Source organism: Ruminococcoides intestinale, assembly GCF_040095935.1.
In the GTDB taxonomy this organism is placed as follows: domain Bacteria; phylum Bacillota; class Clostridia; order Oscillospirales; family Acutalibacteraceae; genus Ruminococcoides; species Ruminococcoides intestinale.
Genome location: NZ_JBBMFQ010000007.1, coordinates 1 through 22,335, shown reverse-complemented (window position 1 = coordinate 22,335; position 22,335 = coordinate 1). Strand labels below are relative to the sequence as shown.

General features: G+C 40.8%; 29 protein-coding genes. 8 read left to right on the top strand and 21 right to left on the bottom strand.

The window, feature by feature from the left end:
- Positions 1-31: 31 nt before the first annotated feature.
- The 10 genes from WMO31_RS10025 to WMO31_RS09980 all read right to left on the bottom strand — a co-directional run bounded on the left by WMO31_RS10025 (position 32) and on the right by WMO31_RS09980 (position 8,312).
- Positions 32-295: an HPr family phosphocarrier protein gene (locus WMO31_RS10025; RefSeq protein ID WP_015523358.1), complete on the bottom strand. Its 264-nt coding sequence runs from the start codon at positions 293-295 to the stop codon at positions 32-34.
- Positions 296-557: 262 nt separating this feature from the next.
- Entirely contained in the window at positions 558-1,250 is a 693-nt protein-coding gene (gene trmD, locus WMO31_RS10020) for a tRNA (guanosine(37)-N1)-methyltransferase TrmD (RefSeq protein WP_046432006.1), read from the bottom strand.
- Entirely contained in the window at positions 1,240-1,755 is a 516-nt protein-coding gene (gene rimM / locus WMO31_RS10015; RefSeq protein ID WP_367999635.1) for a ribosome maturation factor RimM, read from the bottom strand. Before rimM ends, trmD begins: the two co-directional genes overlap by 11 nt.
- 38 nt (positions 1,756-1,793) lie before the next feature.
- Positions 1,794-4,157, bottom strand: a complete 2,364-nt coding sequence (locus tag WMO31_RS10010; protein WP_101070374.1) for an endonuclease MutS2 — start codon at positions 4,155-4,157, stop codon at positions 1,794-1,796.
- Between the two features lie 145 nt (positions 4,158-4,302).
- A complete protein-coding gene (recO, locus tag WMO31_RS10005) occupies positions 4,303-5,049 on the bottom strand; it encodes a DNA repair protein RecO (protein WP_195230253.1) in 747 nt (248 codons plus the stop codon).
- Complete coding sequence (locus tag WMO31_RS10000; RefSeq protein WP_021882932.1) at positions 5,000-5,173, bottom strand: hypothetical protein; 174 nt, start codon at positions 5,171-5,173, stop codon at positions 5,000-5,002. Before WMO31_RS10000 ends, recO begins: the two co-directional genes overlap by 50 nt.
- A gap of 103 nt (positions 5,174-5,276) precedes the next feature.
- Positions 5,277-6,194, bottom strand: a complete 918-nt coding sequence (era, locus tag WMO31_RS09995; RefSeq protein WP_304007210.1) for a GTPase Era — start codon at positions 6,192-6,194, stop codon at positions 5,277-5,279.
- A 49-nt stretch (positions 6,195-6,243) separates the two neighbouring features.
- Positions 6,244-6,738, bottom strand: a complete 495-nt coding sequence (locus tag WMO31_RS09990) for a diacylglycerol kinase family protein (RefSeq protein ID WP_295240423.1) — start codon at positions 6,736-6,738, stop codon at positions 6,244-6,246.
- A 22-nt stretch (positions 6,739-6,760) separates the two neighbouring features.
- Positions 6,761-7,276, bottom strand: coding sequence for an rRNA maturation RNase YbeY (gene ybeY, locus WMO31_RS09985; RefSeq protein WP_367999634.1), 516 nt, complete (start codon positions 7,274-7,276; stop codon positions 6,761-6,763).
- Between the two features lie 61 nt (positions 7,277-7,337).
- The gene (locus WMO31_RS09980) at positions 7,338-8,312 is read right to left on the bottom strand and encodes a PhoH family protein (protein WP_015523350.1); all 975 of its coding nucleotides are present in this window, start codon (positions 8,310-8,312) and stop codon (positions 7,338-7,340) included.
- Positions 8,313-8,770: 458 nt separating this feature from the next.
- Between WMO31_RS09980 and ylxM the strand changes: the two genes are divergently transcribed.
- The 4 genes from ylxM to WMO31_RS09960 all read left to right on the top strand — a co-directional run bounded on the left by ylxM (position 8,771) and on the right by WMO31_RS09960 (position 11,129).
- Positions 8,771-9,121 carry a YlxM family DNA-binding protein gene (gene ylxM, locus WMO31_RS09975; RefSeq protein ID WP_021882928.1) on the top strand — a complete coding sequence of 117 codons (351 nt, stop codon included), beginning with the start codon at positions 8,771-8,773 and terminating at the stop codon, positions 9,119-9,121.
- 10 nt (positions 9,122-9,131) lie between these two features.
- Positions 9,132-10,541, top strand: coding sequence for a signal recognition particle protein (gene ffh / locus WMO31_RS09970; protein WP_015523348.1), 1,410 nt, complete (start codon positions 9,132-9,134; stop codon positions 10,539-10,541).
- 85 nt (positions 10,542-10,626) lie between these two features.
- A complete protein-coding gene (rpsP, locus tag WMO31_RS09965; protein WP_015523347.1) occupies positions 10,627-10,872 on the top strand; it encodes a 30S ribosomal protein S16 in 246 nt (81 codons plus the stop codon).
- 23 nt (positions 10,873-10,895) lie between these two features.
- On the top strand, positions 10,896-11,129 hold the full coding sequence (locus tag WMO31_RS09960; RefSeq protein ID WP_015523346.1) for a KH domain-containing protein: 234 nt from the start codon (positions 10,896-10,898) through the stop codon (positions 11,127-11,129).
- 217 nt (positions 11,130-11,346) lie between these two features.
- Here the strand turns inward: WMO31_RS09960 and WMO31_RS09955 are convergent, their stop codons facing one another.
- The 6 genes from WMO31_RS09955 to WMO31_RS09930 form a co-directional block, all read right to left on the bottom strand.
- The gene (locus WMO31_RS09955; protein WP_367999633.1) at positions 11,347-11,841 is read right to left on the bottom strand and encodes a hypothetical protein; all 495 of its coding nucleotides are present in this window, start codon (positions 11,839-11,841) and stop codon (positions 11,347-11,349) included.
- A gap of 134 nt (positions 11,842-11,975) precedes the next feature.
- On the bottom strand, positions 11,976-14,441 hold the full coding sequence (locus WMO31_RS09950) for an ATP-dependent Clp protease ATP-binding subunit (RefSeq protein ID WP_367999632.1): 2,466 nt from the start codon (positions 14,439-14,441) through the stop codon (positions 11,976-11,978).
- Positions 14,442-14,487: 46 nt separating this feature from the next.
- Positions 14,488-15,477, bottom strand: a complete 990-nt coding sequence (locus WMO31_RS09945) for a protein arginine kinase (RefSeq protein WP_101028981.1) — start codon at positions 15,475-15,477, stop codon at positions 14,488-14,490.
- A 2-nt stretch (positions 15,478-15,479) separates the two neighbouring features.
- Entirely contained in the window at positions 15,480-15,983 is a 504-nt protein-coding gene (locus tag WMO31_RS09940) for a UvrB/UvrC motif-containing protein (protein ID WP_021882921.1), read from the bottom strand.
- 21 nt (positions 15,984-16,004) lie between these two features.
- Positions 16,005-16,454, bottom strand: coding sequence for a CtsR family transcriptional regulator (locus tag WMO31_RS09935; protein ID WP_021882920.1), 450 nt, complete (start codon positions 16,452-16,454; stop codon positions 16,005-16,007).
- Positions 16,455-16,665: 211 nt separating this feature from the next.
- Positions 16,666-17,094 (bottom strand): hypothetical protein, encoded by a 429-nt coding sequence (locus WMO31_RS09930; RefSeq protein ID WP_117969728.1) that lies wholly within the window; start codon positions 17,092-17,094, stop codon positions 16,666-16,668.
- 221 nt (positions 17,095-17,315) lie between these two features.
- Between WMO31_RS09930 and WMO31_RS09925 the strand changes: the two genes are divergently transcribed.
- The 4 genes from WMO31_RS09925 to WMO31_RS09910 all read left to right on the top strand — a co-directional run bounded on the left by WMO31_RS09925 (position 17,316) and on the right by WMO31_RS09910 (position 19,344).
- Positions 17,316-17,861 (top strand): hypothetical protein, encoded by a 546-nt coding sequence (locus tag WMO31_RS09925; RefSeq protein WP_367999631.1) that lies wholly within the window; start codon positions 17,316-17,318, stop codon positions 17,859-17,861.
- A gap of 24 nt (positions 17,862-17,885) precedes the next feature.
- Positions 17,886-18,239 carry a hypothetical protein gene (locus tag WMO31_RS09920; protein ID WP_367999630.1) on the top strand — a complete coding sequence of 118 codons (354 nt, stop codon included), beginning with the start codon at positions 17,886-17,888 and terminating at the stop codon, positions 18,237-18,239.
- 144 nt (positions 18,240-18,383) lie between these two features.
- A complete protein-coding gene (locus WMO31_RS09915) occupies positions 18,384-18,866 on the top strand; it encodes a hypothetical protein (RefSeq protein WP_367999629.1) in 483 nt (160 codons plus the stop codon).
- 13 nt (positions 18,867-18,879) lie between these two features.
- Positions 18,880-19,344, top strand: a complete 465-nt coding sequence (locus WMO31_RS09910; protein WP_015523337.1) for a hypothetical protein — start codon at positions 18,880-18,882, stop codon at positions 19,342-19,344.
- Positions 19,345-19,814: 470 nt separating this feature from the next.
- Here WMO31_RS09910 and WMO31_RS09905 read toward each other — a convergent pair whose 3' ends face one another.
- From WMO31_RS09905 to WMO31_RS09885, 5 genes are all read right to left on the bottom strand, one after another.
- Positions 19,815-20,012 carry a hypothetical protein gene (locus WMO31_RS09905; RefSeq protein ID WP_367999628.1) on the bottom strand — a complete coding sequence of 66 codons (198 nt, stop codon included), beginning with the start codon at positions 20,010-20,012 and terminating at the stop codon, positions 19,815-19,817.
- Between the two features lie 113 nt (positions 20,013-20,125).
- A complete protein-coding gene (locus WMO31_RS09900; RefSeq protein ID WP_367999627.1) occupies positions 20,126-20,602 on the bottom strand; it encodes a hypothetical protein in 477 nt (158 codons plus the stop codon).
- A 157-nt stretch (positions 20,603-20,759) separates the two neighbouring features.
- The gene (locus WMO31_RS09895) at positions 20,760-21,884 is read right to left on the bottom strand and encodes a GmrSD restriction endonuclease domain-containing protein (protein ID WP_367999626.1); all 1,125 of its coding nucleotides are present in this window, start codon (positions 21,882-21,884) and stop codon (positions 20,760-20,762) included.
- On the bottom strand, positions 21,868-22,044 hold the full coding sequence (locus WMO31_RS09890; protein WP_207654377.1) for an adenine-specific methyltransferase EcoRI family protein: 177 nt from the start codon (positions 22,042-22,044) through the stop codon (positions 21,868-21,870). The genes WMO31_RS09895 and WMO31_RS09890 overlap by 17 nt, the downstream gene beginning before the upstream one ends.
- A gap of 7 nt (positions 22,045-22,051) precedes the next feature.
- Positions 22,052-22,335: adenine-specific methyltransferase EcoRI family protein (locus tag WMO31_RS09885; protein ID WP_367999625.1), on the bottom strand; the 284-nt coding region annotated here is incomplete at its 5' end.

Here is a 22,335-nt window from a genome sequence, read left to right as displayed (position 1 = left end):
CCCCTTGGTATTTTGTAAAATTTAAAGCTGATTATTCAGCAAAGCCTGACTCAACGAGAGAAACAAGACCCTCAACTGCTTCAGTTTCGTCAGAACCGTCAGCAATTACCTTAATAGTAGTGCCGCCGATAATTCCGAGGGACAACACACCGAGAAGACTTTTTGCATTTACACGACGCTCTTCCTTCTCTACCCAAATTGTTGACTTATACTCATTAGCCTTCTGAATAAAGAAAGTTGCCGGACGAGCGTGTAAACCGGCTTTATTCTGTACTAATACTTCCTTAACATACATTTTTAAAACCCTCTTTGCCTTTAAATTTTTAACCACCAATGCCTGCAAATTGCGGCTCAATTTAATATGTATTATAATCTTTTTTCCGAACAAGGTCAATACAATAAATTAATTTCGTGTTAATATGCACCTTGAGAGAATTTATTACCCTGTTTATTGTGCATTTTTACAAAATATTATATTTTCCCCGTAAACACACGGTATTTCATGTGTTTTTTCTTGTCTTATTTTATGTAAACACACCGATAATATACTGCAAAAATTACTTTTTGTTATATTCTTCAAGCATTTCGGGACGCTTGAGGGCAGTCACCTCTATGCTCTTTTCTTTTCTCCACTTTTCAATGTTTGCATGGTGACCGCTCATAAGCACTTCGGGAACTTCTTTGCCTCTCCAGACTGACGGTTTTGTGTACTGAGGATACTCAAGAAGTCCGTTAAAATGGCTTTCCTCGGTAAAACATTCGTTGTTGGAAAGCACACCCGGAACCATTCTTGAAAGCGCGTCCGCAAATACCATTGCGGGAATTTCTCCGCCCGTGAGAACATAGTCTCCGATTGAAATTTCTTCGTCAATAAACTCGTCAAGAAGTCTTTGGTCAACACCCTCGTAATGACCGCAGAGAATACAGATATTTTCAACATCGGCAAGCTCACGAAGTCTTTGCTGTTTCAATGTTTTGCCCTGCGGTGACATATAGACAAAATGCGGTCTTTTGCCGATTTGTTTGCAGATATCCTCAAAGCAGAGGGCAATGGGTTCGGCCTTCATAAGCATTCCCATTCCGCCGCCGTAGGGAGTGTCGTCAACTCTTTTGTGCTTGTCAAAAGCGTAATCACGCAGTTGGTGACATACGATTTCAAGCACACCGCTTTTCTGTGCTCTGCCGATTATGCTTCCGTTTAAAACAGGCTCAAACATTTCGGGGAAAAGCGTTATAATATCAATTCTCATCGTCGAAAATTCCTTTCATGGGAACAATAAGAACATAGCCGTCATCGACATTTATTTCTTTTACAACATCGTCAATTACGGGAGCAAGGTGTGTCTTGCCGTCGGCGTCTTTGATTTCGTAAACATCATTTGCGCCTGTACGCAAAACATCGGAAATTTTGCCGTAGACTCTGCCGTTGCCGGCGTCCTTAACCTCAAGACCGATAAGATCCTGAACAAAGTGAACGCCCTCTGCAAGATTGATGTCATCACGGTTGATATACACAACCTTGCCTCTGTATTTTTCGGCTGCCTCGATTGTGTCAACGCCCTTGATTTTTGCAAGAGCGATATTTTTGTGCGGACGGGATTTCACCTCGATGAACTCTGTTCCGTTTTCATCAAGCCACAGCTTTTTAAAGGCACAGAGAAATTCGGGAGAGTCGCACCACGGGTCAATTCTGACCTCGCCTTTTATGCCGTGTGTACCCACGATTTTTCCCGAATCAAGAAACTGTTTTTTCATAATTACCTCAAATTCCACAAAATAAATTCAGTCGGATTTTACTTTAATTCAATGATTGTAACACCGTCTTCGCCCTCGCCGAACACACCGAGTCGCTGACTTTTGACGGATTTGTTTGTTTTAAGATACTTGTTTATTTCACGCTTAAGCACACCCGTACCTTTGCCGTGAATAATCGTCATTTTGCTCACACCCGAAAGCACGGCATTGTCGATTGCCTTGTCAACAATATTGATTGCGTCGAAGGCGGTTTCACCACGGACATCAACCTCTGTTTCGGGACGGACATCCATTCTGCTCGGCACATTTCTTGTGCTTGAAAATCTGTCCTTTGCGGGCTTGTTGTTTGATTTGAGCAAACGAAGATTCTTGATATCAACCCTCGTTTTGATTATGCCCGCCTGAACAAGCACAACACCGTCCTTGTTCGGCGGTGCAAGTACAGTTGCGTTTTTGTCGATATCGTAAATGAGAACCGTGTCGCCGACTTTGAGCGGTCTCGGCAGCTTGTACTCCTCATCGGGAGTATTGCGAGCCTTGACAGGATCGGCGTGAGCCTCCATCTTGTCAATATTTTTCTTTAGCTGTGTTCTTGCCTGAACGCTCATATCCTTGGCTTTTCTCGCCTTTTCAAGTTCTTCGGCAACTGCGTCGGCCTGTGCTCTTGTGCGTGAAATAATACGCTGAGCCTCCTGCCTTGCCTTTTCAATCTCACGCTCTGCACGCTGCTTTGCCTTCTGCATTTCGTTTTCTGCTTTCTGCTTTTCGGTATTAGCCTTTGCAGTAAGTCTGTTTGCGTTTTCGAGCTGTTTTTCAAGGCTCTGACGGCGCTTTTCAAGCTTTTCAACAACATCTTCAAACTGTCTGTTCTCGTTTGAAACAAGTTCGCTTGCTCGGCTGATTATCTCATCATCTATCCCGAGTCTTTTTGAAATTGCAAACGCGTTGCTCTTGCCGGGAACACCGATGAGAAGTCGGTAAGTCGGCTTGAGAGTTGCAACATCAAATTCGCAACTGCCGTTTTCAACTCCGGGAGTACGCAGAGCAAATTCCTTTAACTCCGCATAGTGGGTTGTTGAAGCAATTTTTGCGTGCTTGTCACGCAGTCTTTCAAGAATTGCAATTGCAAGAGCCGCACCCTCGACAGGGTCTGTTCCTGCGCCGAGCTCGTCAATAAGGCAGAGCGAACCCGCATTTGCAAGCTTTATAATCTGAACGATATTTGTCATATGTCCCGAAAATGTTGACAGCGACTGCTCAATGCTCTGTTCGTCACCGATATCCACAAGCACTCTTCTGAACACGGAAAGCTCGCTGTTGTCGGCACACGGAACAAGAAGTCCGCACATTGCCATGAGCGTGAGCAGACCGATTGTCTTTAAAGTTACGGTTTTACCGCCCGTGTTAGGACCTGTGATTACAAGCGTATCAAACTCTTTTCCGAGCATAACATCAACGGGAACAACCTTGTTTTTGTCGATAAGAGGATGACGAGCCTGTTTAAGCTCAATCATTCCCCTGTCGTTCATAATCGGCTTTGACGCTTTCATTGAATACGCAAGGTCAGCCTTTGCAAAAATCAAATTAAGCTGTGCAAGGTTCTTGTAGCTGTGGATAATGCTGTCGGCAAACTCGCCTGCATTTGCGGAAAGCTCAAAGAGGATTCTTTCAATCTCCTGTTCTTCCTTTGACTGCAAAAGCTTGATGTCATTGTTTGCCTGAACAACGCCCATAGGCTCAATAAACACGGTTGCACCGCTTGACGAGGTGTCGTGTACAAGACCCGGAACATTGCCTCTGCATTCACTTCTTACGGGAACAACATATCTGCCGTCACGCTGTGTGACGATAGTATCCTGAAGATACTTTATGTATGTTGAGCTGTGAATAATTTTATCGAGTACCTCACGAGCCTTTGAGGAGGCTGTGCGGATTTTTCTTCTTATATCCGACAAAACAGGGCTTGCCTTATCGGAAATTTCCTCCTCGCTTATAATAGCCGAGGTGATTTTGTCCTCAAGAAACTTGTTGGAAACAAGTCCGCTGAAATAGCCGTCAAGAGAGCTTGCTCCTCCGCCTGAGCGTGAGTGCCACTCCTTGACCGTGCGAATTGTTCTGAGCGTTGATGCAACCGACAGAAGTTCGCCTGTGGTAAGGCAACCGCCTGCCTGTGCTCTGCGTAAATGTCCCGAACAATTTCCGGCTCCGCCGAATGACGGAGCACCGAATCTTCCGCTTAACGCAACTGCGTCATCGGTTTGCTGTAAAAGCTGTTCAACCTTTTTCAGCTCAAACACGGGTTCGAGATTCAATGCCATTTCACGGGCGTCCTCAATCGAAGTCATTCCCGCAAGCCTTTCGAGGATTTTATCAAGTTCAAGTGTTTTGTAATGTCTGTTCATAATTCTACCAAATTCAATAATTGCAATTTTGTGTCCGTAGGGGCGGATATTATCCGCCCGCGGGCGCCCAATGAGCGCCCCTACAGTTTTCAGTCATTCTGTTTCAAATAAATAAGTCATTTTCACACAAAACTGCATTGTCTGATTAACTGCTTATTGTTTTGTAAAAAACAAGCGTTTTAAAGTCTTTTTCAAATCTGTATTTAAGATAACTTTCGCTCGCCGCATTCAGCACAACAAGGTCATCCTTCGGCAATGCAAACGAAAACAGCTTGTCATCATCGGCATAAACCGTGTGCCTAAGCGCCGTGAGCGTTCCCTCATTGAGAACGATTGCGGGTTCCGACACATCCGTTCTGCAATCGGCACATTCAAGAGCGCCTATGCGTGGCAGAAAGTACATAAGCGGGGTAATGTATTCTCCGCATTCTCTGCACATTCTCAGGTCGGGCATATAGCCCGCCATGCTTGCAAGCCTCATTTCAAGACACGGCTTGATAAGGTCTGCACTGCGTTTGTTCTCTGACAAAAGGTAGAGAGAATTAAGCACAAGGCTCAGAAATGAGTCTGCCTTTTGCTCACGGGGACAAATTGTCAGAGCAAGTTCGCAAAAATACTGTGCAAGGCACATTTTTGTAACATCACTGCGGAGCTTTGAGAAAATGCGAATCGGCTGTGCCTCGCCGATTATGTAACTTTCCCGACCTTTATAAATTGTAAGTCGGGAATATGAGAGGAGAGATGCCGCCGCACATTTGCCGTTTTTGATGTTTTTTGCACCCTTTACAAATGCACGGATTACACCGTTTGACTTTGTGAGAGCAAAAACGAGCTTGTCCTGCTCACCGATATTCTGTTCCTTTATAATCAGTCCCTCTGTTCGGAATTTCATCGGTTTCCTCCCTGTTCACGGTGATTGCACCCGTGTCTTTGGCATCCTGAATACTTTTGTAGCGAATGTAATCAAGAACGCTTCCCGTGGTAAAGAATATTTGCCACGCACTCCAGTTATCCATAAAAGCACCTCCGCAGTTAGTGTTTCACGGATGCCGTTTATTATATTATGAAAAATCTGACATTGTGTCAAATCGTGTACCCGAATTGCTTTTAATCGGATTATCAGTCAAAATTCTTTTCGTCATAGCCGAAATTCTGAAGAATCTGGGCACGGTTTCGCCAATCCTCTTTTACCTTTACCCATGTCTGTAGGAATACCCTGCAATCGAAAAACCTTTCGATATCCTGACGGGCAAATGTGCTGATTTTCTTGAGCATTGAGCCGTTTTTGCCGATAATAATACGCTTGTGGGTTTCTTTTTCACAGAAAATAGTAGCGTCAATATCAAGCATACCGTTATCCCTTGTTTTCATTTTTTCGATTACAACAGCCGTGCCGTGCGGAATTTCCCTGTCGCAAAGACGGAGTATTTTTTCACGGATAATTTCGGCAACAATAACTCTTTCGGGCTGGTCTGTAAGAGTATCGTCATCAAAGAAATGACCGCCCTCGCCTGCCTGCTTTTTAAGCTCATCAAGAAGTTCGTTCATACCGTTGCCGTCCTGTGCACTCACGGGAACAACTGCGTCAAAATCGTAGAGCAGACTGTAACGGGCAATCTGTTTCATAAGTTCTTCTTTTTCTTTGAGAGTGTCAATCTTGTTGATTGCAAGGATTGCCGGCATTTCCATTGACTTGAACTTTTCAATAAGGTTAAGTTCTGTGTTACCCGGTTCTTTTCCTGCCTCAACAACGAGCATACAGCAGTCAACACCGCCCACGGATTCATTGACGGAACGCACCATATACTTGCCGAGAGAGGTTTTCGGCTTATGCATACCCGGTGTATCAAAGAAAACAAGCTGATATTCGCCCTGAGTAAGCACGCCTGTGATTCTGTTGCGGGTAGTCTGCGGTTTGCTTGAAACAATTGCAATTTTCTGTCCCATAAGTCTGTTAAGAATTGAACTTTTGCCCACATTAGGTCTGCCGACAATGGCAATAAATGCGGATTTATCTTTATTATCTGTATTTAACATATTACCTCACTATACAAAAATCGGGGGCAAGCAAAATGCCGCCCCTTTGTTAATGTTTATCTTTTCTTTTAATGCCCAAAATTGCGTTCTTGACTTTTACGGGACCTGCACATACAAAGACGGCAGAAATCACCGCAGATAAAATCAGCAAAACGAGCATAACGGGATTGTTTACAAAATACGAAAATATTTTTCCGATTACTTCAAAATCAAGGAAGAACAGCACCGCTGTAAACACAGCCGGAAATGACACGGCAAGCACGGCTGCGGCTGCAATGTCCTTGATAATCTTAACGGAAAAATCGTATCTGTCGCAAAACAAATCACAAAGCTTTTCAACACAGGTGTTGACCATTTCAAGTGCAATTACAAGCGCACACAAAACAGCGAGCAACGCCCATTTTGCGGCAGAAAAATCGTAAAAGCAACCGAAAACGAAAACATAAAATGTCGCAACAAGGTGAAATCTCATATGACTTTCGCTTTTTACGGCAAAGCAGAAACCTCTGAATGCACTTTTAAAACTTTTGATTTGCTTTTTCATGCCCCGTAATATAACTACTCTGTCAAGCCATATCGTCATCAACTATGTAGCTTGATGACGCAGGAAGACCGAGCTGTTCCATAACAAGCTCTTCTTTTTCTCTCATTCTTACCCTTTCAAGCTTTTCCATATGGTCATATCCGAGAAGGTGCAGAACACTGTGAGCGGTAAGATAGCCAACCTCTCTCTGGAGGCTGTGACCAAAGAGTTCTGCCTGATCTCTTGCCTTTTCCATAGAAATTACAACATCACCGAGAATCTGTGCGCCTGTTTCGGGATTGGTGTCATAAACACCGTTTTCGCCCATTGGGAAAGAAAGAACATCGGTTTCAATGTCCTTGTCACGATACTGCTTGTTAAGAGCCTTGATGCCCTCGTTATCCGTGAAAGTAACGCTGATTTCAGCATAACCTTCAAATTTTTCAAGTCGCAGAACTGCGTTACAACAACGACGAACCAACATTCTGATACCTGTCGGAATCTTTACTGCTTTTTGTTTGTTTGTGATAATTACCCTGATTTTATTATGCTCTGCCATTCATGATCATCCTTTCATTATTTTTAACCCGATAGCGTGGGATATGTGAAAATTAAGTAAATTAATTTTTGGAGCCGTTGTTTTTGGAGCCGTTGTTTCGTAAATTATTAATGTCAGTGTTTTCAAATTTTGCATAAGCCTTGATGATATCCTGAACAAGGCGATGACGGACAACATCCTTTTCGTCAAAGAAACAGGTGCCGATATCGTCAATATTCTTGAGGATTTTGATGCAGTCTTTAAGACCGCTCTTTGCACCGTTCGGAAGGTCAATCTGCGTAATATCGCCCGTGATTACCATTTTTGAGTTAAATCCGAGTCGGGTAAGGAACATCTTCATCTGTTCCCTTGTCGTATTCTGAGCCTCGTCAAGAATTATAAAGCTGTCGTCAAGCGTTCTTCCTCGCATATATGCAAGCGGTGCAACCTCAATGTTACCTCTTTCAACATACTTTTGATATGTTTCCGCACCGAGCATATCAAACAATGCGTCATACAGGGGGCGAAGATACGGATCAACCTTGCTCTGCAAATCACCGGGCAGAAAGCCGAGCTTTTCGCCTGCCTCAACAGCAGGTCTTGTGAGAATTATTCGGTTAATCTGCTTGCTTCTGAAAGCCGTGACCGCCATTGCAACGGCAAGGTAGGTCTTGCCCGTACCGGCAGGGCCGACGCCGATTGTGACGGTATTTTTCGCAATCTGCGAGCAGTAGCGCTTCTGACCGATGGTTTTCGGCTTAATAGGCTTTCCCTTTGAAGTAATACAGATGCAGTCGCCTGCAAGCTGTTCTATTTTGTCCTCACTGCCTTCATTGACAAGCGAAATGCAGTAGCGGATATTTTGCTCGGAAAGTGCTTCACCACGGTTGATGAACTGCAACAGGCTTTCAATAACCTTGCAGGCCTTCGATGTATTTTCGGCATCTCCCTCAACCTTAAGCTCACTGTCACGGCAGGTAACACGAACATTAAACTCCTTTTCAATCAGCTTAATATTTCCGTCAAAACTGCCAAAAAGTGCTACGGCATTTTCCATTCTGTCGATATTTATAATTTGTTCCGTAAAGCAAAACTCCCGTTTCTTCAATAATTCAAAACAATTATAACACATTTTACTTGAAAATGTACATTAAAAATAGCTTTTTTCACTAAAAAAATAATTTTTGTGAATTTTGACGAAAACTAAACTTCACATAGTCACTCATTTGTAAAGGATAGAAACACTTTTTTTACTCTTTCGTAATTATACTCAAAATCGCATTACAATCGGCTTATTTTAGTTATTTAAATCTTCCGAAAATTCCACAATATTGCCGTTTTTGTAATATAACTGTACAAATTTGATAACTTCCCGAAAATTAAAAATTTATCAAAATTACTCTCAGCCGTAAAATCGGCTTAAAATGCTTGACAAACGGGCAATTGTATATTATAATTCACAGGTGTAAAGAAATTTTCTTTACACGCAGACCAGAATCACGGGAGCTGTCAGGTATGGAAAAAAACATTGAAGTATCTCTCTTGTTTGATTTTTACGGCGAGCTTTTAAAGCCTTCGGGCAAAAAGGCGATTGACCTTTATTATAATGAAGATTTGTCGCTTGCAGAGGTTGCCGATGAAACAGGAATAACAAGACAGGGTGTGCGTGACAGTATCAAGCGCAGTGAGCAACAGCTTTTTGAGTTTGAAGAAAAGCTCGGTCTGTTCAAACAGTTCAGTAAGCTTGAGCAGGGGCTTGACGAAATTTCGGCTCTTGCACTTGAAATAAAAGAACTTTCACAGGATACACAAATCACAGAGCTTGCGGATGTTATCATCGAAAAATCAGGCTCGCTGAAAGATTAAAGGAGTTTTCATGGCATTTGAAGGACTTGCAGATAAGCTTGGCAATGCGTTCAAAAAACTGAAAAACAAAGGCAAGCTTTCTGAAAAAGATGTTAAGGAAGCAATGCGAGAGGTTCGACTCGCACTTCTTGAGGCCGATGTAAACTACAAGGTTGCAAAGGACTTTACAAACAAAGTAACAGAGCGTGCTGTCGGTCAGGATGTTATGCAAAGTCTTACTCCTGCACAGATGGTTGTTAAGATTGTTGACGAGGAGCTTACAAGCCTTATGGGCGGTGAGGACGCACGAATTGAGTTTGCGTCAAAGCCTCCGACAGTCATCATGATGTGCGGTCTTCAGGGTTCGGGTAAAACAACCCACACGGCAAAGCTTGCAAAAATGCTGAAAAAGCAGGGCAGAAATCCTCTGCTTGCCGCCTGTGACGTTTATCGTCCCGCCGCTATCGACCAGTTGAAGGTTGTTGGTGAAAAGGCAGGCGTTCCTGTTTTTGAAATGGGAAAAGCAAATCCCGTTAAGATTGCAAAAGAGGCAATCAAGCGTGCAAAGGACTACGGCAACGATGTTGTTATTCTCGATACCGCAGGCCGACTTCATATTGATGAGGCTCTTATGGATGAGCTTAAAAACATCAAAAAAGAAGTTGAACCAAACGAAATTTTGCTTGTTATCGACTCGATGACAGGTCAGGACGCAGTTAATGTTGCGAAGAGCTTTAACGAACTTCTTGACATTACGGGTGTTATTCTCACAAAGCTTGACGGTGACACTCGAGGCGGTGCGGCGCTTTCGGTAAAGGCTGTTACAGGCAGACCTATTAAATTTGCAGGTACAGGCGAAAAGCTTGACGATATTGAAGTTTTCCACCCCGACAGAATGGCAAGCCGTATTCTCGGCATGGGTGATGTGCTTACTCTCATTGAGGACGCACAGAATAAAATGGATGCCGAAAAAGCCGAAGAAATGGCTCAGAAGATGATGAGCAACAAATTCGACTTTAATGATTTGTACGATCAGTTTGAGCAGGTCAAGAAAATGGGACCGCTCAAGGGCATTCTTTCAAAAATTCCGGGTGTCGGAAAACAGCTTGAGGGCGTTGACATTGACGACAGACAGATTGACTGGGTTCAGGCAATTATCCTCTCAATGACACCCGAAGAAAGAAGTCATCCGCACATTATGAACCCGTCAAGAAAGCGCAGAATTGCGGCAGGTTCGGGCAGAAGCATTGAAGAGGTCAACCGACTTATCAAGCAGATTGACCAGATGCAGAAGATGATGCGTCAAATGACAAAGGGCGGAAAAGGCTCTAAGAAAAGAAGAAAAATGAAAGGTCTTCCCGGACTCGGCGGTATGCCGATGAACGGCATGGGACCTGCAGGCGGAATGGGGGGACCGGACGGAATGCCTCCGTTCAAATAATTAACATTAATCAAACATTAAACAAAGTTTTTCATCCAATTACGGTTGGTGAATATAAATTAACAATTTTTATGAGGTGAACATTATGGCAGTAAAGATCAGACTTAGAAGAATGGGTTCAAAGAAGGCTCCTTTCTACAGAGTAGTAGTAGCAGATTCAAGATATCCGAGAAACGGCCGTTTCATTGAAGAAATCGGCACATATGATATTCTCAAGAAGCCCTCTGAGTTCAATGTTGACGCTGAAGCAGTTAAGAAGTGGATTGCTAACGGTGCTCAGCCAACAGACACAGTAAAGGCTCTTCTCAAGAAGAACGGCGTAATTGAATAATTGCGTTTCGGAAAGGACAAACAATGAAAGATTTACTTGCAGTTATCGCAAAGGGTCTTGTTGACGATCCCGATTCCGTATCAGTTGAAGCAGACGCTCCCAACGAAGAGGGAACAGTTGTTTACCACATTCATGTTGCAGAAAACGACATGGGCAGAATCATCGGTAAGCAGGGCAGAATTGCCAAGGCTATCCGCACAATTGCCCGCAGTGCCGCTATCCGCAGTGAAGAAAAAATTATGGTTGAAATCGACTGATTAACGGTTCATAACCGAACAAAAGCCTCCCACCACGGGAGGCTTTTTTGTTTTGTCAACAGACAAAATCACACTTTTCAATGAAAATTGAGGGATGAAAAATACACTTTTCAAATTATAAACAGAAATTTGATATAAAAAACACGGTGCAACCTATGTTTTATGGTTACACCGTACTTTATAAAATCTTTTAAATTCAGGCAATTTTACACTGTGATTATTTCATCAATTCTTCAAGTTGCGATTTATTATATTTACTCTTATAGATATCATAGTCTGCCGTGTCAAGGTTTATGTTTGCGTGTCTTTTGTCAGCCTGAACATAGACATAGTCACCCTTGACATATATCAAAACCCAAATGTCACGGCTGGTATCTTTCAGGTATGATAAAAGAAGTACATAACTCGGTTCAACATCTATCGAATCCACCTTATTATCAGATGTCATATATATCAAATCGTCAGATGCCTTCAACTTTTCGTTAAGGTTGTTTTTGTTTGATTTTGAAATGAGTTCATTAGTTTTGTAGTCATAAAATTCAACTGAAAATTGGTTTGGATCTGCTGTCGGAGTAGTATCTGATAAAGCAGTTGTATCGGCTTCATCAGAAGTTTGAGCGTTACTCGGTGCAACTTCACCGCCACAACCTGTAAATAAAACAGAAGTTGAGATAATAACTGCCAACAAGATAATCGAGATAATTTTTTTCATAATTAACACCCTCTTGTGTTTTTGTCGGCTTGATTGTACACCTTAAATTCATTTTTGTCAAGATATTCAAAGCAAAAAATCAACCGCAAAGTTTTTCGCTCTGCGGTTGATTTTATTTTTATTAAGGATTACGCTTAATTGGCGTTTGCTGTTGTAAAGGTAAACTGACCGTCTGCGAAATCGCAGGTAACTACTGCGCCGTCCTTGACCTTGCCCTCAAGCATCTGCTCTGAAAGCGGATCTTCAATCTCGTTCTGTATTGCACGGCGGAGAGGCCTTGCACCGTAGTTTTCGTCAAAGCCCTTATCGGCAATCTCGCTGACTGCGTTGTCTGTAAAGCTGATTTTAATATTCATCTTATCAAGACGGTTTTCAAGAGTTCTGAGCATCTTAACGGCAATCTGCTTAATTTCGTCCTTGTTGAGCTTGTTGAACACGATAATATCGTCAACACGGTTCAAGAATTCAGGACGGAATACCTTGCGGAGTTCGCCTGTTACAAGCTCCTTAATGTCCTTTTTCTCGCTCTCTTCGGCATTCTCATTTTCGGAATTAAAGCCGAGTGAGCTCTGCTTTTCGGTGATAAGTCTTGCGCCGACATTAGAGGTCATTATGATAATGGTGTTCTTAAAGTCAACCGTTCTGCCCTGTGAGTCGGTAAGTCTGCCGTCCTCAAGAATCTGGAGGAGCATATTGAATACATCGGGGTGAGCCTTTTCAATCTCATCAAAAAGTACAACCGAATACGGTTTTCTTCTTACCTTTTCGGTGAGCTGACCGCCCTCTTCAAAGCCTACATATCCGGGCGGTGAACCGATAAGCTTTGACACGGTGTGTTTCTCCATATATTCACTCATATCAAGACGGAGCATTGCGTTTTCATCGCCGAACATTGCCTCTGCAAGAGCCTTGCAAAGTTCTGTTTTACCGACACCCGTCGGACCGAGGAAGATAAACGAACCTACAGGTCTTTTCGGGTCTTTAAGACCTACTCTGCCTCGTCTGATAGCCTTTGCGATTGCAGTTACAGCCTCGCTCTGACCGATAACTCTTTCGTGGAGAACATTCTCCATGTTAAGAAGTCTTTCGCTTTCTTCCTTAGTAAGCTGAACAACAGGGATACCTGTCCATTCGGAAACAATCTTTGCGATATCCTCGGCAGTTACCTCGCCGCTGTTACCCTTCTGCTGTTCCTGCCACTTCTTCTTTGCATCGTCAAGCTTTGTCTGAAGTTCCTTCTGCTCATCACGAAGTCGTGCAGCCCTTTCAAAGTCCTGCTCGTTAATTGCGCTTGCCTTTTCTTTTTCATAGTCTGCAATTTCATCTTCAAGCTCCTTTACATTATCAGGAGAGGTAAGAGATGCAAGCCTTACCTTTGACGCACCCTCATCAATAAGGTCAATTGCCTTATCGGGGAGGTAACGGTCTGCGATATATCTTGATGACAATGTTACTGCGGCATTGATTGCCTCATCGGTAATCTTAACCTTATGGTGTGCCTCGTAGCTGTCACGCAAGCCTTTGAGAATCTGTACAGCCTGTTCTGGAGTAGGCTCGCCAACCTTTACGGGCTGGAAACGACGCTCCAAAGCGGCATCTTTTTCAATATATTTTCTGTACTCGTTAAGAGTTGTTGCACCGATAACCTGAAAATCGCCTCTTGCAAGTGACGGTTTAAGGATATTGGCGGCGTCTGCACTGCCCTCTGCGGCACCTGCACCAACGATAGTATGAAGTTCATCAATGAAGAGGATAGTGTTCTTTGACTTTTTAACCTCGTCAATAGCCGCCTTAATTCTCTCCTCAAAGTCACCTCTGTACTTCGCACCTGCTACCATACCTGTGAGGTCAAGGCTGACAACTCGCTTGTCTTTAAGAATTTCAGGCACATTGCCCTTTGCAATTTCAAGTGCAAGTCCCTCTGCAACCGCAGTTTTACCTACACCGGGTTCACCGATAAGAACAGGATTGTTCTTTGTACGGCGGGAAAGAATCTGGATAACCCTCTGGATTTCCTTTTCTCTGCCGATTACAGGATCAATTTCACCGTTCTTTGCGGCTTGAGTAAGATCTCTGCCGAATTTATCAAGAGCCGAACCGCCTTTCTGTGAACCGTTCGGAGCGGATTCGTTTTCAAAACCGCCGAAACCGTCATCTGCACCGCCCTGCATACCTTTTGACACAGCCTGTGCAAGTCTTTCAACAGATACACCGAGTTCTTCAAGAAAAGCTACTGCGTAGCTGTCGCTCTCCGAAAGGATTGCAAGGAGCAAATGCTCTGTGCCTACATAGGTGTAGCCTGTTTTTGAAGAAATGATAACTGCGGCTCTCAAAACTCTCTTTGTACGGGGAGTAAAATCATCGGGAGTAAGCTCAACGAGCGACATTGTACCGTTAATGGATTCAAGCTTTTCACGGAGAGCATCTTCCGTTACTCCGCACTCATTAAGAGCGGTTGCGGCAACACCGCTGCCCTCTTTTACGAGTCCGTAGAGAATATGTTCTGTACCGACATAGTTGTGACGCATTTCCTCTGCGCTTTCAATCGCAAGATTAAGCGCCTTGTTTGCTTTTTCTGTAAAACCTTTGAACTGATACATAAAATCATCACCCTTCCTTGTGGATAATGTATTAACTGCTTATTTTCTATGAAAGAGCCTCTCTTAAAATTTTTGCCCTTTCAATATCTCTTTCCTGTGCGGAAAGATTTTTTCCTGAGTTTACCATAAGCGTTGCAGGCTCAATTTTTTCCATAAGAGAGTCAACAACCTCTGCGGTAACATCTTTTATCTGTCCCGACAAAATGCCGAAACGAACATTTGACAACAGCTTTAAAGCCTCGTCATGAGTCATAACCATTGCCGATTTCAACAAGCCTAAGCTTCTGCTTACGCTGTCCTGAATATCAATACTCTTTGCAAGTCTTTCTCTTGCCTGCCGTTCCTGAGAAACAAGCTGTTTTGTGATGTTCTCAAGATTTTCAATTGCGGCTTTTTCGGAGATACCGAGCGTTACCTGATTTGAAAGCTGATAAAGCGAACCGCTGGGTTCTGAGCCTTCACCGTAAGCACCACGGATTGTAAGTCCGAGCTTTGAAAGGTTGCCTGCAATTCTGCCGATTGTACGGCTCTTTTCAAGTGCCGGCAGATGGAGCATAACAGAGGCTCTCATGCCTGTGCCGAGGTTTGTAGGGCATTGTGTAAGATAACCGAGCTTGTCATCAAAAGCAAATTCAAGGTTTTCATCAAGCAGGGTGTCAAGCTTATCGGCTGTGTCATATGCCTGTTCAAGCGACAAGCCGTCTGTGATAACCTGAAGTCTTATGTGATCTTCCTCGTTAATCATAATGCTCATACTTTCATCCTTGCTCAACAGCAATGCCCTGCCCTCTGTTTCGCTGATGAATTCGGGACTTACAAGATGTCTTTCAACAAGTGACACACCCTGTGCCTCTGTCAAATCATCAAGCTTAATCAGATTGAAATCCGAGGCAATCGAGCTGTTGCTGTCCCTGATTGCACTTGTAACCTTTTCAATAACCTTTTTTCTGCCCTGTTCGGACAATCGGCACGGAAACGGGTAATCTTTCAGGTTTCTTGCAAGTCTTACTCTGGTGGAAATTACTTCGTTACTCATAATTAAGCCTCCATTTCCTTAATCTGGTCTCTTAACTCTGCGGCATGTTCAAAATTCTGTTCCGAAATTGCCTTGTCGAGTTCCTTTTTAAGTGCCTTGATTTTATCTTTCTTTGTCATCTCGGCACTCTTTTCGGCTTTCTTTGTACCGAAACGGCTGTTCTTACCGCAATGGGTTGTGTTGCCGTGGATTCTTCTGATTGAAGGAAGAAGCTGGTCGCCGAAAATTTCGTAACATTTTGCACAGCCTACATGACCCGACTTTGCAATATCGGAATATGAGCTTCCGCAGAAGTCACAGCGTGTTGCCTGAGTTCTTGCGGGAAGGCTGTTGCCGAAGAAACTTCCGAGAAGTCCCGAAAATTCGTCCTCAAAGTTACCAAAGATGTTTGTGTATCCCATTTTCTTTGCACATTCACTGCACAAATCATATTCCTTAATTTCACCGTTGATAACGGTCTTTACATGAGTATTAGCATTGTTAGCACCGCATTTTTGACATTTCATAATAACTGCCTCCGTTCAAAATCAACTTAATGTGAGCAACATATTCTTGAACAAGTCCGCTCGCACGGCATCTCGTTTACTCTGTTCAACATTTGTAAGCGTTCTGTCGGACAACGCCGAGGCTATCAGCCTTGCCGATGTAAGCTCAATCATATCTCTTTGCAACATATTTTTGAGCATTGCCTCTGCACTTGCCTTGTCAAGTGTTGTTCCAATCGAATTTATTATATGCATAAGCGCCGTACCTCTATCCATCTTCACACGGCTTATTCGGATAAATCCGCCGCCGCCCCTACGGCTCTCCACAATGTAGCCTTTTTCGGGAGTGAATCGGGAGGTTATAACATAATTGATTTGGCTCGGTACACATCCGAGGTTGCCGGCGAGTTCGTTTCGCTGAATCTCCGCACTGCCGTTTTCACGGTCAAGCATCTCTATAATGTACTGTGCCACCAAATCGCTCATTCTCATTCTGGTCGCCTCTTTTCATTTGTTTGACTACATTATAATATCAAGGTCAGAGAAAGTCAAAGTCAATTAAAGTCAAAAATTAAAGCATAAGCTTTGAAATTCTCACGAATTCTCGCTTATGCTCTCGTTTCCTAATATTTTAAAATATTTTTGACTTTTTCTGACTTTCGATTTTTATCCGATAAAGTCTGACTTTTCAAGCAATTTGACCTTACAAAATTACATTAACCGTGTAATCAACATCGTAAATTTCACCGTCAAACCAATTTATAAAACCTATGTAGATGCAGATTTTGTCATCATGTTTATTCATATCACGAACAACCTTAAAGCACTCCGACCAACCCGAAAAGCGTTCAAGTCTTTTGACTGTATCAACATCGGCATTGCCGTTTACAAACACACACATTGCAAGGTGACGGGTTGACGATAACATTCTTACAAAATCGAGGAACATCATATTAACCTCATCGCCCGAACATTCAATTTTAAGAGCGTCTTCCTCGATTTTGTTTCCGAAAAAATCAAGCACATTGTCAAACGCTGAATCAAAGTCATCGGTTTCAGCGTTCTTTAGTCCCTGCGAAAACTTGTAAATTGCGGTAGATGCATAAATTCTCTTAATTTTTTCAATCGTCACGGCAATCACCTTCTCGGTATCGTTACTTTTATTATTATACATTATATAAGCAAATTTGACAACAAGTATGTTATTCGGGCGGTTCAATACAATTTTTGTAATAAAAACATTTGAAATTAAACAAAAATTTTGTGTTTTCCGATTGACAATTGTACAGAGATATTGTATTATATAATTGTACTAATGAATTAGTTCAATTGCTTGATAAGGAGCGTGATTTTATGTTGAAGTTTATCTTATATATGTTACTTGCCGTTGTAATTCTCAGCGGAGGTATCTTTAAAACCTTTGCGATAAACTATGGTATTTCAAAATACCTCTCAAAAAAGCCATATAAGGGCGATTTTGAATTCAAAAAAGTTGCGTTACATACTTTGAAAACGAACTATATTTTGTTGGCATTAATTGTTCTGATCGTTTTAGGTATAACGCTTTGCAGTGCATCGAGTTACATTAATATAGTAGAAAATTTAGTAGAATTGATTTTAGGATTTTTTATTGCACTTGCGATGTCTTTTTTAGGTCCAAGGTACAATGCAACTGATAATGAGTACGGTGCGTATGTTATACCTTTCTTTATTTTAGTTATTCTAAGCATTCCAATGCTGTTTCTTATCAATTACAAGTTTGTTTACAAGGATTTTGAAGTTTCTAAAAATAAAAAAATGAAACTTTCATTTTTCACTGCACTTGCAAATGCGCCGTATGAATTTTTGATTCCCTACGGTCAGTTTGTAGCGATGATTTTTGGGAATACGATTTTATGATTTAATGTTAAGGAGGTTTGGTTTATGCTTAACTCGACATTTATGTTCAACACAACATTTGATCCGCAATATACTTTTGTTATCCTGTTTATTAACATAATTGCATCTGTACTTTTTACATCTGTTACAGTTTTCATTGCTATGAATTATGCCAAAAGAAAAGCCTGTATGGAAAATATAACACTTATAACAGAAAAAAATTACATAACAGTAGTTCTGATTTTTTCAGTTATAAACTGTATTGCTTCATTTGCCTCTTTTATGTCTATGTATGCTACTTATTATTTTACATACATACCTGTTTGTTTGATTTTTACAGTTTTATCCGCTTTGGTTGAATATTTCATTGCAAGAACCGTAGTATTCAAAAAGTTTTAGTTTGATAAAAAAGAAAAGAATAAACGAGCTTTATCCTTTATTTGCATTTGCGCACCGTACTATATTTTTATTGTCAATGCACCGTTATTTTTATACCCAATTGCTTTCACACTCGACCCCTGCTGATTTTAACGAAGTGATATTATGAACAAAAACTCAAACCCCGAAATCTTAACAACTATAATTATTTTATCTATACTTCTTGCCACACTTTCTGTTACAACAGCATTTTGCCATACGGAAAGAAGTGCGGGTTACAAAAACAAAGTAAACATCGGCAAAAAGAATCAAATAATAATTTACCCGATATTTTTTGTTTTGCATATGACAGCAATACTGCTTTTTAATCTTCCGTTTCCTGACTTAACTTGCTATCTTTCATTCAGCATAGGAAGTATTGTTTTTATATTTTTGATTCAAGCTGTTATTGCTTATTTTACAATATTTAAAAAGTTTGAATGCGATACGGGTACAAAGGTCGGAAAATCAATTGTTTTTTCGCTGATTTCAACACCATTCTACAGTATCCTTTTCGGTGTGGCTTTTGCATTCTTAACCGCCGTTATAAATGCACCGTGGCACCTGTTTATTCCATATGCACTTTTCATAAAGATGATTTTCTTTTAAGGAGAGATGATTTATGCTTAACTCGGCAACTCTTACCGCTATTTTAGTAAACATTCTTGCGGCTTTATTTTTTACTTGTATCACAATCTGCATTGCTACACATTTTGCCAAGAAAAAAGCTAATGAAGCAGATAAAAAACTTATAAACAACAAATGTTACGGAATAATAGCTGTTATTTTTACAATTATAAACTTTATTGCGTCATTCACCGCAATAGCTGTTGCATATGTTGCAGACTCGACTGATTACTACCACATCTCAATCCCAAAATTTTCTTATTTATCTTTAATATTGGTGGCAGGCATAATTGAATTTCTTGTTGTCAAAGCAATAGTATTCAAGAAAATTTCCTGTTCAAAAAAAGAAAGAGCCAAACAGGCTGCAATTTTTGCGGCAATATGTACTCCATACTATATTATTGCCGCCAACTTACCGATAATTATGTATATGGTCGCAGTAGCTCTCGACCCCTGCTGATTTTAACGAAGTGATATTATGAAAAATGGCAATACAATTTTTTTCATTTTGTTTACGGCAAATTTTATTGTTGCTATTCTGTCGGCTTGTGCTTATATATTTTCTTGGACTTTACTTATTCCGTTTATACTGCTGACAATTGTTGTATGCGGTTTAAATTGTGCAATGCTCAAAAGTCCGAAACAAAACGCAATCTGCTTTATGCCGACAATTGTGTCTGCAATTGCAACTTCAATTTCGGGTGTGACAATAAGCTTTGATTTGATTAATTTAATGTTCTTAAGCAGTCAAATAGTCATTTTGCTGTTTATGGCATTAATTTCAACCATAGTAAAATTCAAGGCAACTCACAATAACTTTCAACTTCAAAAATCAACACAAATTATAATTACGATAGTGCTTTTTGTGCTGAATATTTGTTGGGGGCTTTGTTACTTGACCGACTCTGCAGGATGTTTGATTCCTGCCGTTTATTTTGCCGGACTTGGAATTATGACGCTCAACTGCATACTTCTGAACAGAATTGACTTCATGCTGTGTTCCGTTATGATGTGCATTTCAAGCATTGTAGGTTCAATATTTTTGAACTTGAGGAATATTAGCAACTTTACATTTGGAGTTGATAATATATTCGATGTTCCCGATGTTCTGAATATTTTATTTAACACTTTGCAATACTTCGCACTTTACAATTATGCAACACACCCGAAAGTAAAAATTGAACAATCAAAATATCCAAACACAAAAAAACGGTGAGCAACGCCCACCGTTTTTGGAATTATTAAGTTTTGGTAATTGATATGGTTGTAATGCCGCCGGTATATGAAATTGATATATCATAACTGTCTGATTCACCAAGGTAGTTAAGAGTTGGATTTTTCTTATCGTCAGTAACTTGAGATTTTACGGTAGAAACACCTGTTTTTTCCAATGATTTAACATACTGCTTTGTGCTTTCCAAATCAGAATTATCAATAATAACAGAACAGCATTTTCGACTGTCATCAACCAGATATTGGCTGACATTCCACTCTTTCTGATTTGGCAAAACAGATGTATATTCATTGCCACTCCAGTCAAATTCACCCCTGTTGAACTTATAGGTTGCAACGGTGCTTTGCGTTGCATTTGTATTGTCACTTCCCGAATTGCCGTTGCCGCAACCCGACACGGACATCACAAGAGCAAACATACAAATAACAGCAATAAAAAGCTTTATTTTTGAATTGCACTTATGTTTTAAAAATTGTTTAATCATCTTATCCTCCATAAAATATATGTACTTTAACTACTCATGGTTCATACATTTATTCTCATTTGATAATAATATCAAATAATTGCATAAATTGCAATACAGGCATAAAAATATAAAAGCATAAAAACGGTGAGCAAACGTTCACCGTTGTTGTTACTACTCAATACTTGTCAGTTTTCTTTGCATTGCAGGATTTACAAAGCATCTGACAGTTATTGAGAATTGTGCGACCGCCTTTACTCCAAGGCTTAATATGGTCGCCTTCCATTTCATCATACTCAAAATGTTCACCACAAATATTGCACAATCCATGTTGTTTATCATAAGTCGCCATCTTATCTCTGTTGTCAAATGCTCTTAAATTAAGCAATCTGCCGGCAAATGGATCTTTGTCTTTGCAAAGAAGATATTCATAAATTCCTTTTTGTTTTTGCACTTCATCATCTTGATGAAGTTTTTCTACCTCTGTTTTCATAGCTGAAGAGTTATGAGTATTGTTATGATATTTATTATAAAGGGAACACCAATCCAATCCCTTCATATCTTTGTAATACTTAGGAAATATTTTTTGTACCCAATTGATAACATCCTGAAAATACTGCCATAATTCATCTGCGTCATCATCTGACTTATGCATCGACATATACTCTGTAATATTATCTATACCTTGAAAACCGCAAATACCAATTAAAGCTTTTTCAAGAAGTTCCTGTCTGTTTGGATCTGCTTTAATATATTTATCAGATAACCCTTTTGCGGCACAATTTCGTTTAGAAAAATATCGCTTAGCATCAGTAAGCCATTTACCTGTATATACTGAATTACGAAGTTCCTGGTCAGTCAATTTTTCGCCTGCAATGTTTACAACCTTAAACCAATCTAATTTTTCTGATTCACTACCCTCGCATACATAAACCATGAACTCATAATTCATTATATCATCATATTTATCATCGGGTAATGAATCACAATAATATTTTCCACCGTCAAAAGAAATAGAGTATTTATGATCTAAATACTGCATTACTGAAAGAGTTCTTTGCTGTCCGTCAAGAACCTCATATTGATCATCACCAACTTTTACCCAATACATAACATTGAGAGGAAATCCTTTCAGTATCGTATGAATAACAGATTCAGCCTGTTCTGAACTATATACAAATTCTCTTTGATAAGCCGGTCGAATTGCAAGCCTACCGTCATATGCAAAAACGCCGTTATCACCGTTATCTGCATAACCGTCAAATATATCTTTTACTTTAATCGACTTAGGTTGAATTTTCATCTTTTTTCCTCCTTTTAATTAAAATACGATTATAAATTTTCTTACCGTCTATCACCATATAGCAAGGAAAATCACCAATATATCTCGCACTATTTGCTAATCCTGCTATTTTAAATTGTTTTGGATTATATTTACTCAAAAATGTAATTGGAACACCCATAACACCGCTACATTCTTCTCTTAATGAGTATTCTCGCGTAAGTTTCCTTTCCGTTGACTGTAAATCTATGTCCGAATCGTGGATTGTCTGCAACATATCTGTCAAGTCCGATGATAATGAACTGGTCCGGATTGTACTTGTCAAGGAATGTGATTGGCACTCCCATGACTCCGTTACCTCTTTCTCCTGATGACAATTCTTGCATATGTAATTCGTCTGTCTGTCTGTCTGTCTGTCTGTCTGTCTGTCTGTCTGTCTGTCTGTCTGTCTGTCTGTCTGTCTGTCTGTCTG

What these genes read in the sequence shown, in the direction of transcription:
- WMO31_RS09955 (WP_367999633.1), bottom strand. Translation starts at nt 11,841, where the DNA reads ATGAAAAAAATTATCTCGATTATCTTGTTGGCAGTTATTATCTCAACT.
- WMO31_RS09920 (WP_367999630.1), top strand. Translation starts at nt 17,886, where the DNA reads ATGCTTAACTCGACATTTATGTTCAACACAACATTTGATCCGCAATAT.
- WMO31_RS09910 (WP_015523337.1), top strand. Translation starts at nt 18,880, where the DNA reads ATGCTTAACTCGGCAACTCTTACCGCTATTTTAGTAAACATTCTTGCG.
- WMO31_RS09960 (WP_015523346.1), top strand. Translation starts at nt 10,896, where the DNA reads ATGAAAGATTTACTTGCAGTTATCGCAAAGGGTCTTGTTGACGATCCC.
- WMO31_RS09915 (WP_367999629.1), top strand. Translation starts at nt 18,384, where the DNA reads ATGAACAAAAACTCAAACCCCGAAATCTTAACAACTATAATTATTTTA.
- rimM (WP_367999635.1), bottom strand. Translation starts at nt 1,755, where the DNA reads ATGAAAAAACAGTTTCTTGATTCGGGAAAAATCGTGGGTACACACGGC.
- era (WP_304007210.1), bottom strand. Translation starts at nt 6,194, where the DNA reads ATGTTAAATACAGATAATAAAGATAAATCCGCATTTATTGCCATTGTC.
- recO (WP_195230253.1), bottom strand. Translation starts at nt 5,049, where the DNA reads ATGAAATTCCGAACAGAGGGACTGATTATAAAGGAACAGAATATCGGT.
- rpsP (WP_015523347.1), top strand. Translation starts at nt 10,627, where the DNA reads ATGGCAGTAAAGATCAGACTTAGAAGAATGGGTTCAAAGAAGGCTCCT.
- WMO31_RS10025 (WP_015523358.1), bottom strand. Translation starts at nt 295, where the DNA reads ATGTATGTTAAGGAAGTATTAGTACAGAATAAAGCCGGTTTACACGCT.
- WMO31_RS09950 (WP_367999632.1), bottom strand. Translation starts at nt 14,441, where the DNA reads ATGTATCAGTTCAAAGGTTTTACAGAAAAAGCAAACAAGGCGCTTAAT.
- WMO31_RS09895 (WP_367999626.1), bottom strand. Translation starts at nt 21,884, where the DNA reads ATGAAAATTCAACCTAAGTCGATTAAAGTAAAAGATATATTTGACGGT.
- WMO31_RS09925 (WP_367999631.1), top strand. Translation starts at nt 17,316, where the DNA reads ATGTTGAAGTTTATCTTATATATGTTACTTGCCGTTGTAATTCTCAGC.
- WMO31_RS10010 (WP_101070374.1), bottom strand. Translation starts at nt 4,157, where the DNA reads ATGAACAGACATTACAAAACACTTGAACTTGATAAAATCCTCGAAAGG.
- ffh (WP_015523348.1), top strand. Translation starts at nt 9,132, where the DNA reads ATGGCATTTGAAGGACTTGCAGATAAGCTTGGCAATGCGTTCAAAAAA.
- WMO31_RS10000 (WP_021882932.1), bottom strand. Translation starts at nt 5,173, where the DNA reads ATGGATAACTGGAGTGCGTGGCAAATATTCTTTACCACGGGAAGCGTT.
- trmD (WP_046432006.1), bottom strand. Translation starts at nt 1,250, where the DNA reads ATGAGAATTGATATTATAACGCTTTTCCCCGAAATGTTTGAGCCTGTT.
- WMO31_RS09945 (WP_101028981.1), bottom strand. Translation starts at nt 15,477, where the DNA reads ATGAGTAACGAAGTAATTTCCACCAGAGTAAGACTTGCAAGAAACCTG.
- WMO31_RS09990 (WP_295240423.1), bottom strand. Translation starts at nt 6,738, where the DNA reads ATGAAAAAGCAAATCAAAAGTTTTAAAAGTGCATTCAGAGGTTTCTGC.
- WMO31_RS09890 (WP_207654377.1), bottom strand. Translation starts at nt 22,044, where the DNA reads ATGGGTGTTCCAATTACATTTTTGAGTAAATATAATCCAAAACAATTT.
- ybeY (WP_367999634.1), bottom strand. Translation starts at nt 7,276, where the DNA reads ATGGCAGAGCATAATAAAATCAGGGTAATTATCACAAACAAACAAAAA.
- WMO31_RS09900 (WP_367999627.1), bottom strand. Translation starts at nt 20,602, where the DNA reads ATGATTAAACAATTTTTAAAACATAAGTGCAATTCAAAAATAAAGCTT.
- WMO31_RS09940 (WP_021882921.1), bottom strand. Translation starts at nt 15,983, where the DNA reads ATGAAATGTCAAAAATGCGGTGCTAACAATGCTAATACTCATGTAAAG.
- WMO31_RS09980 (WP_015523350.1), bottom strand. Translation starts at nt 8,312, where the DNA reads ATGGAAAATGCCGTAGCACTTTTTGGCAGTTTTGACGGAAATATTAAG.
- ylxM (WP_021882928.1), top strand. Translation starts at nt 8,771, where the DNA reads ATGGAAAAAAACATTGAAGTATCTCTCTTGTTTGATTTTTACGGCGAG.
- WMO31_RS09935 (WP_021882920.1), bottom strand. Translation starts at nt 16,454, where the DNA reads ATGAGAATGAGCGATTTGGTGGCACAGTACATTATAGAGATGCTTGAC.